At 67.4% G+C, this 13,764-nt stretch carries 12 protein-coding genes; 9 read left to right on the top strand and 3 right to left on the bottom strand.

What is annotated here, in order from left to right; translation table 11 throughout:
- The first annotated feature begins 1 nt into the window (after position 1).
- The 6 genes from DGO_RS24790 (at position 2) to DGO_RS03125 (ending at position 6,815) form a co-directional block, all read left to right on the top strand.
- Positions 2-502, top strand: a complete 501-nt coding sequence (locus tag DGO_RS24790; protein ID WP_338032405.1) for an amidohydrolase family protein — start codon at positions 2-4, stop codon at positions 500-502.
- Positions 475-1,188: an amidohydrolase family protein gene (locus tag DGO_RS24795; RefSeq protein ID WP_338032406.1), complete on the top strand. Its 714-nt coding sequence runs from the start codon at positions 475-477 to the stop codon at positions 1,186-1,188. Before DGO_RS24790 ends, DGO_RS24795 begins: the two co-directional genes overlap by 28 nt.
- Positions 1,185-2,237, top strand: a complete 1,053-nt coding sequence (locus DGO_RS03110; RefSeq protein ID WP_043800822.1) for an SIS domain-containing protein — start codon at positions 1,185-1,187, stop codon at positions 2,235-2,237. The genes DGO_RS24795 and DGO_RS03110 overlap by 4 nt, the downstream gene beginning before the upstream one ends.
- A 573-nt stretch (positions 2,238-2,810) precedes the next feature.
- Entirely contained in the window at positions 2,811-4,175 is a 1,365-nt protein-coding gene (locus tag DGO_RS03115; RefSeq protein WP_043800824.1) for a replication initiator protein A, read from the top strand.
- A 49-nt stretch (positions 4,176-4,224) separates the two neighbouring features.
- Positions 4,225-5,679 carry an NAD-dependent succinate-semialdehyde dehydrogenase gene (locus tag DGO_RS03120; protein WP_050920662.1) on the top strand — a complete coding sequence of 485 codons (1,455 nt, stop codon included), beginning with the start codon at positions 4,225-4,227 and terminating at the stop codon, positions 5,677-5,679.
- Positions 5,680-5,942: 263 nt separating this feature from the next.
- Entirely contained in the window at positions 5,943-6,815 is an 873-nt protein-coding gene (locus tag DGO_RS03125; RefSeq protein WP_014684031.1) for a serine protease, read from the top strand.
- A 67-nt stretch (positions 6,816-6,882) separates the two neighbouring features.
- On the opposite strand, the gene DGO_RS03130 is transcribed toward DGO_RS03125, so the two are convergent.
- From DGO_RS03130 to DGO_RS03140, 3 genes are read right to left on the bottom strand one after another with little or no spacing between them, the layout of a single operon-like run.
- A complete protein-coding gene (locus DGO_RS03130) occupies positions 6,883-9,114 on the bottom strand; it encodes a xanthine dehydrogenase family protein molybdopterin-binding subunit (protein WP_014684032.1) in 2,232 nt (743 codons plus the stop codon).
- Positions 9,111-10,079, bottom strand: a complete 969-nt coding sequence (locus DGO_RS03135; protein ID WP_014684033.1) for an FAD binding domain-containing protein — start codon at positions 10,077-10,079, stop codon at positions 9,111-9,113. Before DGO_RS03135 ends, DGO_RS03130 begins: the two co-directional genes overlap by 4 nt.
- Entirely contained in the window at positions 10,076-10,639 is a 564-nt protein-coding gene (locus DGO_RS03140; RefSeq protein ID WP_014684034.1) for a 2Fe-2S iron-sulfur cluster-binding protein, read from the bottom strand. The genes DGO_RS03135 and DGO_RS03140 overlap by 4 nt, the downstream gene beginning before the upstream one ends.
- A gap of 198 nt (positions 10,640-10,837) precedes the next feature.
- Here DGO_RS03140 and DGO_RS03145 point away from each other — a divergent pair, with 198 nt between their 5' ends.
- The 3 genes from DGO_RS03145 to DGO_RS03155 all read left to right on the top strand — a co-directional run bounded on the left by DGO_RS03145 (position 10,838) and on the right by DGO_RS03155 (position 13,732).
- Positions 10,838-11,656 (top strand): ParA family protein, encoded by an 819-nt coding sequence (locus DGO_RS03145; protein ID WP_043800828.1) that lies wholly within the window; start codon positions 10,838-10,840, stop codon positions 11,654-11,656.
- 82 nt (positions 11,657-11,738) lie between these two features.
- Positions 11,739-12,530 carry a ParB/RepB/Spo0J family partition protein gene (locus tag DGO_RS03150; RefSeq protein WP_014684036.1) on the top strand — a complete coding sequence of 264 codons (792 nt, stop codon included), beginning with the start codon at positions 11,739-11,741 and terminating at the stop codon, positions 12,528-12,530.
- A gap of 254 nt (positions 12,531-12,784) precedes the next feature.
- Positions 12,785-13,732, top strand: a complete 948-nt coding sequence (locus DGO_RS03155) for a helix-turn-helix transcriptional regulator (protein ID WP_043800831.1) — start codon at positions 12,785-12,787, stop codon at positions 13,730-13,732.
- The last annotated feature ends 32 nt before the right edge of the window (positions 13,733-13,764 follow it).

Consider the following 13,764-nt stretch of genomic DNA (forward strand, 5'->3'; position numbering starts at 1 on the left):
CTTGACAACCTCCCTGTCCTCCCCCACCCTTCCCAGCGCCCCGGCCTCCTCCTCCACCCTCGCAGGGCAAATCCTCGGTCCGGACGGCACCTTCCGGCCTGGCCGCCTGCATTTCGGGGCGTGGATCACGGAGGTCGAGGCGCTGGACCGTGCCCCGGACCGCTGGATCGTCCCCGGCTTCGTCGACTCGCACGTGCATGGGGGCGGCGGCGGCGACACGATGGACGGTCCCGAGGGCGTTCGCCTGCTGGCCCGCCAGCACGCGCGGCATGGCACCACCACGCTGCTGCCCACAACCATCACCCAGACCTGGGAACAGGTCATGGCGGCCCTGAGCGGCGTGCGCGAGGTCATGGAAGCGGGCGGCGTTCCCGGCGGGGCCGACCTGCCGGGCGCGCACCTCGAAGGCCCCTTCATCAGCATGGGCCGCCTGGGCGCCCAGCCCCCCTACGCGGTGGCCCCGGACCCCCGCTGGTGGCCGAGGCCCTGGCCAGCGGCGTGATCCGCGCGGTGACCCTGGCCCCCGAGCTGCCCGGCGCGCTCGAAGCCGGACTGGCCTTCGCGGCGGCCGGGGCGCGGGTGGGCGTGGGCCACACCCTGGCGGACGCCGACACCGTGCCCGCCTTCCTGCGCGCCGTACGCGGGGCCGGGGGCCGGGTGGCCGCCACCCACCTCTTCAACGCGATGGGCGGCGTCGAGGGCCGCGCGCCGGGACCTGCCGGGGCGCTGCTGGCCGACCCGGAAGCGTACCTGGAAGTGATTCTCGACGGCCACCACGTCCATGCCCTGTCCTTCCTGCTCGCCCGCGCGGCTGCGCCGGGGCGGGTGGTGCTCGTCTCGGACGCGATGCGTGCCGCCGGTCTGGGCGACGGCGAGAGCGAGCTGGGCGGCCAGCCGGTCACGGTCCGGGGCGGGCGGGCGACCCTCGGCGGCGGGGCGCTGGCCGGCAGCGTCCTCACCCTCGACGGGGCGCTGCGCCGCGCCGTGCAGGCCGGGGTACCCCTGGCCGAGGCGGCCCGGATGCTGGGGGCCGCGCCCGCCGCCTCGCTGGGCCTGCATGACCGGGGTGAGCTGCGTCCCGGTCTGCGCGCCGACATGGTGGCCCTGACCGGCGACCTGACCATCGAAAGCGTTCACGTGGGCGGCCAGCCTATCCCGCTGGACCGGCCCTGCCTGGAGATGCCATGACCACAGACCTGCTTTCTTCCTCTCCCTCCCGCCCCCTGATGCTGCGCGAGGCGGCCGAAGCGCCCGCCGTCATCGCCCGGCAGCCGGCCCTGAACCGTGAGGTCAACGCCGAACTCCTCGCGGCGCTGCGCGGTACGCCACCGAGCTACGTGGTCACGCTGGCGCGTGGCAGCAGCGACCATGCCGCGACCTTCCTGAAGTACGCCCTGGAAACGGCGCTGGGCCTGCCCGTCGCCAGCCTGGGACCGAGCGTCCATACCCAGTACGGCGCGCGTCTGCGGCTACGCGGCGCCCTGGTCGTGGCCGTCTCGCAATCGGGTGCGGGGCCGGACGTGGTCGAGACCCTGGCGATGGCCCGGGAGGCCGGGGCGCTGACCGTCGCCCTGGTCAACGTCGAGGACAGTCCGTTGGCTGCCGCCGCCCAGTTCGTGATTCCGCTGCGCTGCGGCGAGGAGCGGGCCGTGGCGGCCACCAAGAGCTATCTCGCCAGCCTGAGCGCCCTGCTGCCTGTCATCGCCCAGCTGGGCGGCGACCTCGCCCTACAGGCGGCCCTGGAGCATCTGCCCGCCGTACTGGAGCAGACCCTGACCCTGGAGGAGCAGGCCCGCGACCTGGCCCGGCACTACCGTGATGAGGAACGGCTGATCGTGCTGGCCCGCGGCCTGCATTGGGGCGTGGGCCAAGAGCTGGCACTGAAGTTGCAGGAAACCGGGGGGGTTCAGGCCGGAGCCTACAGCGCCGCCGAGTTCAGCCACGGTCCCAAACGGCTTCTGACGGGCGGCGTGCGCCTGCTGGGCCTGACTTCCGCCGACGCGGCGTGGCCGGCCACCCAGGAAGCCTACGGGGCTCTGCGGGGCGACGGGGCCGACCTGCGGACCCTTGGGCCAGCCCAGGGCAGCACCCTGAACACTCCGCCCAGCAACCATCCCCTGACCGATCCACTCGCCAGTGTCCTGGCCGGCTACCTGTTCGCCGGGCACCTCGCGCTGAGCCGGGGCCTGAACCCGGACACCCCTCCGCTGCTGAGCAAAGTGACCCGTACCCGCTGAGCCCTGCCCCATTCACTCTCCCGCACGACACACCTGAGCGATTGCCAAAACTCGGGGTGGTAACCGGGAGAGTTGCCTTTGATAGATCTCTTCCCAAAACATCTGTTATAGGTTTAAAACATCATCCTATTCTGTATATGCACACAAATTCCTGCCGATTTTCCCGACGACACACCTGAGCGATTGGCCATTTTCCCGACGACACACCTGAGCGATTGGCCATTTTCCCGACGACACACCTGAGCGATTTGACATGCCCCTCCGACGACACACTTGAGCGATTGAGTCTCCCTTCAACGACACACCTGAGCGATTGGGAACGACATACCTGAGCGATCCTCGACGACACACCTGAGCGATTGGGTCTATCGACCTACGACACACCTGAGCGATTGAAGCCCTCTACCGACGACACACTTGAGCGATTCCCTACGACACACCTGAGCGATTGAGGAGGTAAAACCTCGACTGGGACGGCTTTTTGCTTCAGAGCCTTGATGATGATCAATCAATATGTTTATTCAAATCTTTTCTATTCAGAGGCTCTAAAATTCAATCAATCAAAGGAGGCCCGTGACGACCGACCGACCAACCCGCTTCGACGAACTGAACCTCTCCCGACTCAACCTGATCTCGGCGGTGGACCAGGCCGATGTCAACGAGTGGGACGTGACCTACGAGGCGCAGGGCCGGGTGGTGCGTGTCCGCTGCGAAGCCCTACCGAAATACGCCGTTCCACACGGTCTGGATAGTGACGTGACAGCTGCCCTCATCAACCTGTATATCGCCCTGGAGGAGCCGGAGGACGGCCGTTTCTCGGTCAGTGCGACGGCCCTGATCAAGCTCTGCGGCTGGCATAACACCGGCAAATACCACGCGACCCTGCGTCAATGCCTGGAGCGGCTGCATACCTCGTCCTACAGCGTCAGTGGTGGCTGGCGCGATCACCCTCGGGGCCGCTGGACCCATGCCAAGTTCCACTTCATCGAGTCGCTGGACTTCAGCAGTGCCGATAGCAGCGGCTCCTTCGACGAGCGCACCATGATCTCGGGCCGGCTGGCGGACGCCATCGTGGCGAGCATCCGCAGCGGCTACGTCAAGCCTCTCGATTCGGAGTTCATGCTTTCACTTTCGCGGCCCCGGACCCGCGCCCTGTACCGGATTCTCGACGGCGCACGCTACGATCCCCAGCGGCCCGACGAGCGGGTGGACACTCTGGAAGTCAACCTGATCAACTGGGCGGACCAGTGCAAGATTCCCAGCACCATTCCCGGCAACATCCGCCGTGCGCTGGCCTCACCCCATGAGGAACTCGTCAAACGTGGTTACCTGCGTGACGTCACCCTCACGGGACGCGGCCGGGACCAGATGATCCGCTACGAATTCGTGCGCGAGTTCACGCCGATGGACCCGGCCCTCTCCCGACGGTTCCGGAGTTATGGCGTGGCCGACGGTGTGGCCCGCCGTCTGGTCCGCGAGGTCGGTCCGCCCTTCCTGACCGAGTCGATGGACCGCTTCGATCAGCTGATGCGCTCCGGCGTCCTCGTCGTGAAGAAGAGCAAGGCGGCGGCCCTGATCCACCTGATCCAGAATCCCGACGAGTATCCCTACCCCAGCGCCGCGCCGACGGTGCCCTCTCCTGCCCCGGCCGAGCCTGCGCGCAAAGCGGCCCGGATGGAGCCCCTGCTGGCCGCTCCCAGTGTCCGCGACGAATTTCTGGGCCTGGACCTTACCCAGGCGGCGGAGAAGGCCCTGGGCCGTCTGGGCGTGCACTACCGCAAGCTGCTGACTGTAGCGGAACTCGACCGTCTGCGGCACGCGTTGATCCAAGGGCGGCTGAACGCCGCCGAACTGCTCGACGAGGCGATGGGGGCAGTCGCCCGTCTGGAGAAGGAGGCCTTCGCCCAGCGCCTGCGCGCGCAGCTTCCGGCCGATTGATCTGTCCTCCCCCCTCCCCTGGTCTCCGCTGTCCCGCAGGAGTTTTTTCATGACGACCCAACTGTCCGAACGCGATCCCGTCACCCGTCAGCAGGCCTACTTCGCTGGAGCTTGGCGCGATACGCCCGCTTCCTTCGAGGTCATTTATCCGGGCAATCTGGAAAGCATCGGTACGGTGGCCGACTGCACCCCAGAGGACGCGCGGCTCGCCATCGACGCGGCGGCGGCGGCCCTGCGGAACTGGCGGGCCGTCAACCCCTACGAGCGCGGGCAGGTGCTGCGCCGCTGGCATGACCTGATGTTCGTGCACAAGGAACAGCTGGCCCGCCTGATGACCCTGGAGATGGGTAAGCCGATCAGCGAGACGCGGGGTGAAGTGCATTACGCCGCGAGTTTTGTCGAGTGGTGCGCCGAGGAGGCCAGCCGCATCGTCGGCGAGCGGATCCCGATGCGCCTGAGCCACAAACGCGGCTTCTCGAGCGCCGAGCCGGTGGGCATCGTCTACGCGGTGACGCCCTGGAATTTCCCGGCAGGCATGATTACCCGCAAGGCGGCCCCCGCCCTGGCCGCCGGGTGCGTGATGATCCTCAAGCCGGCCGAGCAGAGCCCCATGACGGCGCTGTATCTGGCCGAGCTGTGGCTGGAGGCGGGCGGCCCGCCCGACACCCTGCAGGTACTGCCGACCAGCGACGCGGCTGCCCTGACCAAGCCCATGATGGAGGACATGCGGGTGCGCAAGCTGACCTTCACTGGCAGCACGGCAGTCGGGCGGCTGCTGTACACCCAGGCGGCGAAGACCATCAAGCGGGTCTCGCTCGAACTCGGGGGTCATGCCCCCTTCCTGGTCTTCGCGGACGCCGATCTGGAACGCGCCACACGCGAGATCATGGCGTCGAAGTTCCGGAATGCCGGGCAGACCTGTATCAGCACCAACCGGATCTACGTGCAGCGCGAGGTGGCCGGAGAACTGACCCGGCGACTGGGCGAGCAGGCTGGTCGCCTGGTTCTCGGCGATCCGCTGCTCGACAACACCCAGGTCGGCCCCGTGGTCGAGCAGGCCGGACTGGACAAGGTGCGTGCCCAGGTCGAGGACGCCCTGTCGCGGGGCGCGCGGGCGGTGGTGGGCGGACAGGCGATGGAAGGTCTGTATTTCCAGCCGACTGTGCTGACCGATGTGGCTCCGGACAGCCTGATCCTGCGCGAGGAGACCTTTGGGCCGGTGGCCCCGGTGGTGGTCTTCGATACCGAGGAGGAGGCCCTGGCCCTCGCGAATGCCAGTGAATACGGGCTGGCCGCCTACGCCTATACCCGCGACCTCAGTCGGGCCTGGCGCGTAGCCGAGGCGCTCGAATACGGCATCGTGGGCATCAACGACGGCGTGCCGAGCGCGGCTGCTCCCAATGTCCCTTTCGGCGGAATGAAGAACAGCGGTGTGGGCCGCGAGGGCGGGCACTGGGGCCTCGACGAGTACCTGGAGACCAAGTTCATCAGCCTGGGGCTCTAAGGGGCCTTTCTGGGGCGTTAAGGGGCATTCCTGATATGGCTGGGCCTGCCATCCGCATATTCCAGACCGAGTAAAATTTGCAAATGTAAAACAGATCACAAATGTGGAAAACTTCATGACTGTCCAGTCAGGCGACGTGCTAAACCAGACGGGTCCATGACAACCGGTGCAGGGCTGCTGAGCAGTTCAGGCGTGTTCGCCTGTAAGGCGCGTGGCCCTGTCTTGTGCCCGTTTTTCGTCACTACGCACGTTGAGGAGGTTCTATGACGCGGTTTTCCCTGCCAGTGTTGACCCTGGGTGCCCTGCTGTTCACCGCCTGCGGGACGGTCCAGACAGCGACCGTTTCCGATCAGGTGACGGCCAGCACCCAGGCCCTCCCCACCGAGTCCCAGACGGCGACCGGCTTGGCCCCCGCTTTCGGTGGTCTGTCCGGGCAGATCGTGTACGGCACGGTGACCAGCGTGAGTACCCGGCCCTATCAGGTCAGCGTGACGCCGCAGTCCGAATTGTCTGGGGGCTGGTGCGGGGGCACGCTGCTCAGCAGCGAGTGGGTCCTGACCGCGGCCCACTGCGTCGAAGGCCAGAGCACCAGCAGCATGCGCGTGCGTGCCGGGATCAACAACCTGACCCGCACCGAGGGTCAGCAGCGCAGCGCGTCGCGGATCATTCTCTATCCCGGCCGCAGCAGTTCCAGCGACGCGTACGACATCGCCCTCATCAAGGTCAGCAGCGCCTTCACCCTGGGAAGCACAGTGCAGCCTGCCGCGCTTCCGGGAAGCGGCGCCGAGAGTACGCTCGACGTGAACGGCAAGTCCGCCACCGTCAGCGGTTGGGGCAAGACCGAGAACGGAACGTACAGCAATACCGCGCTGCGCGAAGTGACGATTCCCATCACCCCCACCGGCAGCGATTGCGGCAGCCGTCCCGGCAACACCATCTGCGGCAAGTACTCGGGCGGCAAGGACTCGTGCAACGGAGACAGCGGGGGCCCACTGGCGGCGGCCCTGAACGGCAAGACCTACGTGCTGGGTGTCGTGAGCTACGGTCCCACCGAATGCCGGGGGTACGGGGTCTATACCCGCGTGAACGGCTATATCAACTGGATCGCCCAGCAGACCGGAATCGCGGCGCAGTAGCGAAACATAGAGGCGAAGGGGGCTTCCGGCGACTGACCGGTGCCCCCTTCGCCTCTATGTTTCCAGCTCAGTCGCTCGCCTGCGCCGTTTCTCCCCATCCCGTCAGAATCTTGTCGAGGGTGAGCGGGTAGTCGCGGATGCGCACGCCACTGGCGTTGTAGACCGCGTTGGCGACCGCCGCTCCCACCCCGCAGATACCCAGTTCGCCGATCCCCTTCGCCTTGACCGGCGAGGACTTGTCGTCGAGGTCCTCGAGCATGATCACGTCGAGATCTGGAATATCGGCATGAACCGGAACATGGTATTCGGCGAGGTCGTGGTTGATGAACAGCCCCAGTCGGGGGTCCACTTCCAGGTTCTCCATGAGTGCCGCGCCGATCCCCATGGTCATGCCGCCCAGGCACTGGCTGCGCGCCGTGATGGGGTTCATGACCCGGCCCACGCTGACCACGCTGAGCATCCGGCGTACACGCGTCTCGCCGGTCACGCTGTTGACCGCCACTTCGGCAAAATGCGCCCCGAAACTGGCCTGCGCGTACTTCTCGGTCATGTCGCCCCAGGTGATCTTGCCGGTGGCCGACAGCCCTTCCTTGCCGGCCACCTCGGCCAGCGGCACGTGGTTGTCCTCGCAGCGCACCTCGCCGTCCTCGAAGGTCGTGCTGGCCTCCGCGAAGTTCAGTTTCTGGAGGATGCTGCGGCGCAGGTCCATGCACGCGACATACACGCCCGACGCCGAGCTGTTGGCGCCGAACGACCCGCCCGACCCGGCGGCCTGCGGAAATTCGCTGTCGCCCAGACGGACCTTGACCTTTTCCAGCGGCAGGCCCAGCATCTCGGCGGCGACCTGACCGAGGATGGTGTAGCTGCCGGTTCCGATGTCAGTCATCTGGGTTTCGACCGTCAGGGTCCCGTCCGATTCCAGAACGACCCGCGCTCCCGAGGGCTGCACCATATTGGCGCGGAAGGCCGACGCCACACCCATGCCGATGAGCCATTCGCCTTCGCGGACCTGTCCCGGCTTGGCCTGACGCTTGTCCCACCCAAAGTGGTCTGCCCCGCGCAACAGCGCCTCGACCAGTCGCCGTGACGAAAAGGGCCGCTCCGGCCCCTTCTCGGGATCGTGCTGAATATCGTTGACCACACGCAGCTGCACCGGGTCCATCTCCAGCGCTTCGGCGAGTTCGTCCATCGCCCCTTCCAGTGCGAGCAGGCCCACCGCCTCCCCGGGCGCGCGCATGCTGGCTCCGGGCGGCAGGTCCAGCTCGGCGAGGCGCGTACGGATCAGGCGGTGGTCGCCCGCGTACAGCAGCTTGGTCTGATCGGCCGCCGCCTCGGTATCGCCCCCCGGCAGGTTACCCGACCAGGTGTCGTGGCCGACGGCCTGGAGGCGGCCGTCACGGTCGGCGGCGAGGCGCACGCGCTGCACGGTCGCGGGCCGGTGGCTGGTCGAGTTGTAATACTGCGGGCGGGTGAGCGCGACCTTGACCGGCCGGCCCAGCAGCCGCGCCGCCGCGCCGCTCAGAACCGCGTCGGCGTAGAAGAGCAGCTTGGAACCGAAGCCGCCGCCCACATACGCACTCACGATCCGCACCTGCGCCGGCTTGAGCTTGAGGGTCTTGGCGATGCCCGCCTGCACCCAATGCACGACCTGATGCGCAGTGTGCAGGGTCAGGATCTCGTGCTCGCTGTCCCACTCGGCCAGGGTGGCCTGCGGTTCCATCGGGGACTGCGATTGGTCGGGAGTGGTGAAGCGCAGGTCCACTTTGACGGGGGCGTCCGCGAAGGCCCGGTCGAAGTCCCCGACCACGCTGTCCTCCGAGTCCTCGCTCGGCTGGGCGCTGTCCAGCTCGTCTTCGAGGGTGTAGCTGCCCTCCTGCACGTCGTATTCGATCTCGATGAGCTTCGACGCTGCCCGCGCCTGCTCGAAGGTTTCGGCGACCACGAGCGCGACGGCCTGGTGGTAGAACCGCACTTCGGGCCCGCTGAGCTGCGGCGACGACTTGCGCTGCTGCGGCACGGGCGTCTCGGATTCACCCTGCTCCGGCATGTTCTCGTGGGTTAGGACGAGCAGCACGCCGGGCGCCGCCTCGGCGCGGCGGGTATCCATCCGCTTGATGGTGCCCTTGGCGATGCCCGCGCTCAGCACGTAACCGTAGCTGACCGGGCGGCTCGGCTGGTACTCGTAGGCGTAGGGGGCCTGCCCCGTGACTTTCAGGGGGCCGTCGAGGCGGGTGTGGGGCCGGGTCAGGACCTTCTCGCGGTCGAGCGGATTGATGCCGGCTGGAGCGTCGAATTTCATGCGTCACTTCCGGTGGGTGCGGGGGCGTCGGGGGAACTGGTCAGGGCGGCGGCGATCAGGCGACGGGCCAGCGGCAGCTTGAAGGCGTTCTGGTCGGTGGGCGTCGCCCCCTCGAAGATGCGGGCGTACAGTTCGGCCGGGTCGCGGCTGTCTTCGGCCTCTTCCACGCGCCAGGGCTTGGGAGCCACGCCGCCGAAAGCGAGGCGCACCCGGTCGGCCGTGACCACGCTGGCCAGAGAGACCTCGGCAAAAGCGTAGGACGCCCGGTCGCGGACCTTGCGGTAGGTGTGGACGCCGCCCAGCGGAGCCGGAAGCGTGACGGCCGTAATGAATTCGCCGTCCTCCAGCACATTCTCCAGATGGGGCGTATCGCCCGGTAGGCGGTAGAAGTCCGCCAACGGGATGCGGCGTACCTGGCCGTCTCCGTTGACCGTCTCGACCACGGCGTCCAGCACCCGCATGGCGACCGCCATATCGGAGGGATGCTGCGCGATGCACGATTCGCTGACCCCGATCACGGCGAGGTTCCGGCTGAAGCCTGTGAGGGCGCCGCAGCCCGATCCCGGCTCACGTTTGTTGCAGGGCAGCGCAGTGTCGTAGAAGTAGGGGCAGCGGCTGCGCTGGAGCAGATTGCCGGCTGTGGTCGCCTTGTTGCGCAGCTGTCCCGATGCTCCCGAAAGCAGCGCGCGCGACAGTACGGCGTAGTCACGGCGAATCCGTTCGTCGGCGGCGAGGTCGGTGTTGCGCACGAGCGCCCCGATCCGCAGGCCGCCGTCCTCCGTCGCCTCGATCCGGTCCAGGCCCACGCGATTCACGTCGATCAGGTGGGTGGGCGTCTCGATCTCCAGTTTCATCAGGTCGAGGAGATTCGTGCCCCCCGCGATGAACTTGGCTCCGGGCGTGCGCGCGGCGGCCTGGGCAGCGGCCTGGGCGGTTTCGGCGCGCTCGTAGGTGAAGGCCCTCATTTACCCGTCTCCTGCCCGTGGACTTCGCGGATGGCCGCGATGATGTTCGGGTAGGCGGCGCAGCGGCAGATGTTGCCGCTCATGCGCTCACGCACCTCCTGGTCGGAATACTGCACGTCTCCGAGGTCGGCGGTGACATGGCTGGGAATGCCGCGCGCGATCTCGCCCAGCACCGCCACGCCCGACACGATCTGTCCGGAGGTGCAGTAGCCGCACTGGTAGCCGTCGTGCGACACGAAGGCCGCCTGCATCGGCCCCATCTCTTCCGGCGTGCCGAGGCCCTCGATGGTCGTGATCTCGTCCCCGTCGTGCATGACGGCCAGGGTCAGGCAGGAGTTGATGCGCTCCCCATTCACGATGACCGTGCACGCGCCGCACTGGCCGTGGTCACAGCCCTTCTTGGTGCCGGTGAGGTGAAGCTTTTCGCGCAGCGCGTCGAGCAGCGTGACACGTGGGTCGAGTTGAAGGCCATGATCCTGGCCGTTGACCGTGAGGGTCACGGCGAGGGTTTCGTCGGGGGGTCTGACGGCCGGGGCCGCCGGATGGGCTGGTGAAGTCATGGATGTACCTCTCGTGGAAAGTCGCGGTAGGCCGGATAACCCCGTCATTCTAAGAAAAGACGGACAGCACGGCATTAAGCGGTATTGGGAAAAGGTTGACCTAGGCGGTCATCTTGCCGTGCCTATGGGCGAGGGCCGGGTCCGGGGTCACTGCGCCTCCCCGGCAGCAGGGCCGGGCGCAGTAGCATGGCTTTACAGATGAACGTCATCACCTTCTTCAACCATGCGGGCGGGGTCGGCAAGTCCAGCTCGGTCCGGGACATCGGGTTTACCCTGGGCCGCCTGGGCTACCGGGTCCTGCTCATCGACGCCGATCCCCAAGCCAACCTCACCGACTGGCTGGGGGTACGGCAGATTCAGGAGGAGGGGGGGGCGCGCGACATCGACCTTTCGGACACCCTGTATCCGGCGGTGCTGGCCGAGGGCGACGCCGAGCTCGCCCTGCCCTCGCCGGTGCATGTTCACGGCCTGGACCTCATTCCGGGGCATCTGGACATGGCGACCATTGAGCCGCTGCTGCCAGGGCAGCTCATGGGGGTCCTGCGCCTGCGTGACGCCCTGAAGCCTCTGGAAGGCCGCTACGATTTCGTGCTCATCGATCCTCCTCCCAGTCTGGGCCAGCTCAGTACCCTCGCGGTGATGGCCGCCGGCCACGTGGTGGTGCCGGTTCCGGCCAGCGGCAAGGGGCTCAAAGGCCTCCAGACAGTGGGGGTCATGCTCACGCGCTTCCGCAAGGTCAATCCGGCGCTCCGACTGGCCATGATCCTGGTCACCCAGTACAACGACACCACCAACCACAGCCGGGAGAGCATCGCCCAGTTGCGCGCACAGTTCGGGGCACTGGCCCCCATCAGCCGGCCGCTGACCTACCGCCCCGCCCTGTACCCCGACTCGCAGCTGCACGGCGCGCCCCTGCCCGAGTTCGTGCGGCGTGGCCCCGTCACCGAGGAGATTCTGGCCGTCACCCAGCAGCTGCTGGAGGCCGTCGGTGCGGGCCCGGAGGCGAAGCGTGAGTAGGCGCAGCCGGGCCGATGCGTTCAGCTCTCTGCTCGGCGGCCTGCCGGACGTTTCCGAGGCCAGCGCAGGGACAGTACAGGACGTGGAACTTTCGCGGATCCGGGTGCGGCCGGAGCAGCCCCGGCGCTACTTCGACGAGGCCGCGCTGGCGGCGCTGAGCGAGAGCGTACGCCAACAGGGCGTCCTGCAGCCGGTCCTGGTGCGCCCCGTAGAGGGCGGTTACGAGCTCGTGGCTGGAGAACGGCGGGTGCGGGCAGCGCGCGCCGCCGGACTGACCACAGTACCCGCCATGGTCCGCGAGGTGGCCGAGACGGACGTGCCCCTGCTGGCCGCCCTGGAGAACCTGCAACGTCAGGACCTCAACCCACTCGACGAGGTCGAGGCGATCCTGACCGTGACGGCCCAGCGGCTCGGGGTCACGCAGGTGGAAGTGCTCCCCCTGCTCCATGCCCAGCGGCGAACCCCCGATCCGGTGACGACAGCTCAGCTCGACGCCTTGTTCGCCCAGCTGGGCAGGGGCAGCTGGGCCTCGTTCGCAGCCAACCGGGCCGGCGTCCTGCGCTTTCCTGCCGACCTCCTGGAACTTATGCGGGCCGGAAAGCTGGAATACACCCGCGCCGCCGCCCTCGCCCGCGTAAAGGATGACGCCCGGCGCCGCATACTCACCGACCGCGCCCTGACCGAGAACCTGAGCGTGCGGGACATCGTGGCCGCCCAGAAGGCTCCGATCACCGACGTGTCCCAGCTTCGGCGTGTGCGGGGACTTCTGGACGAGCGCCGCGTCACCCGCCTGAGTCGTAAAGACCAGGGCCGCGTCACCCGCCTGCTCGAAGAGCTGGAGCGATTGCTGGAGGCCGATCCGGCTTCCCGGTGATCCTGCTCATAACGTTATGAGCAACCTGCCGCGATGGTGGATGAGCTCGTTGACCCGCGCTGCCGCGTCGGGGAGAGAAGCAGTCTCTTGAACAAATCTATCTTCTCTACACGCAGATTTATTGATCCGGCAGGCTGGGTATGTCGTTCGACGACAGACAGGCGACGGCCGTCCGTAGAGTCTGCGTCATGGGACGCCGTTCTTCCTCCGCCTCTTTGGACACCTCTTTGCCAGCAGGGTCGCAGGACGCCGCTTTGCCGGAAGTCGGCCGAAGCGCGCGGCTGGCCGAGCTGCTGGCCGAGTTGCAGGCCCGGCGCATCACCACAGCCGATTTCGCGCGGCGCACAGGCGTCAGCCAGCGCAGCGTGCAGCGGGACATCGAGACGCTGCGCAACCTGGGGCACGATATCGTCGAGCATCAGGGCCGCGAGTATTCGGCCCCCGCCAGTCCTCTGCTGCAACCTGCGGAGGCCCTCGTGGCGTACGCCGCCATCCGGCTGGCGCATCAGCATTCGCCTGCCCTGAACCGCCATTACCGCCACGCCCTGAACCGCATCGCGGCGTCGCTGCCCGAACAGGTGCGCCGCACGTTGGACACCAGTGTGCGAGGTGACGACAGCGCCTACGGCGAGCGACAGATGGAGCAGGTGGCCGCCGCCTGGGTGGCGGGCCGGGTCCTGAACTTCGACTATCGCCGTCCCGACGGTGTGCGCGAGACGGGCAACGAGCTGTGCGTGTATTTCATCGAAATCAGCCGCACCAGCCTCACCCCTTACGTCATCGGACGAGAACGGCGCTCAGGGGAGGTCCGGCCCTACAAGCTCTCCCGGATGGCCAACCTGAGCCTGCATGCCGATACCTATCAGCCCGACCCGGAGTTCGACCCACGCCGGTTTCTCAGTGATGCCTGGGGCGGGATCGGCACGGGGACGACCGGCAGCGTCAGGGTCCGCTTCGTCCCCGAGGCCGCCTACCGGGTGATGGAAGGAGGCTGGAACGGGGCGACCCTCATCCGGGCGGACGGTTCGGTGGAAATGGAGTTGACGGCCACGCTGGATGCTCGGGGCCTGCCGCAGGACCTCATGCCCTTCCTGCTGAGCTGGGGCAGGCAGGTGGAGGTGCTGTCGCCGCCCGAAGTCCGCGCGGCGTGGCTGACCGAGTTGCGTGAAACCCTCGCCCTCTACGCGGAAGGGAAGAACTGATTCCCCTTTCCGGCCACAGAAATTCTAAAGTA

The sequence above is a fragment of the Deinococcus gobiensis I-0 genome (genome assembly GCF_000252445.1).
GTDB lineage: Bacteria > Deinococcota > Deinococci > Deinococcales > Deinococcaceae > Deinococcus > Deinococcus gobiensis.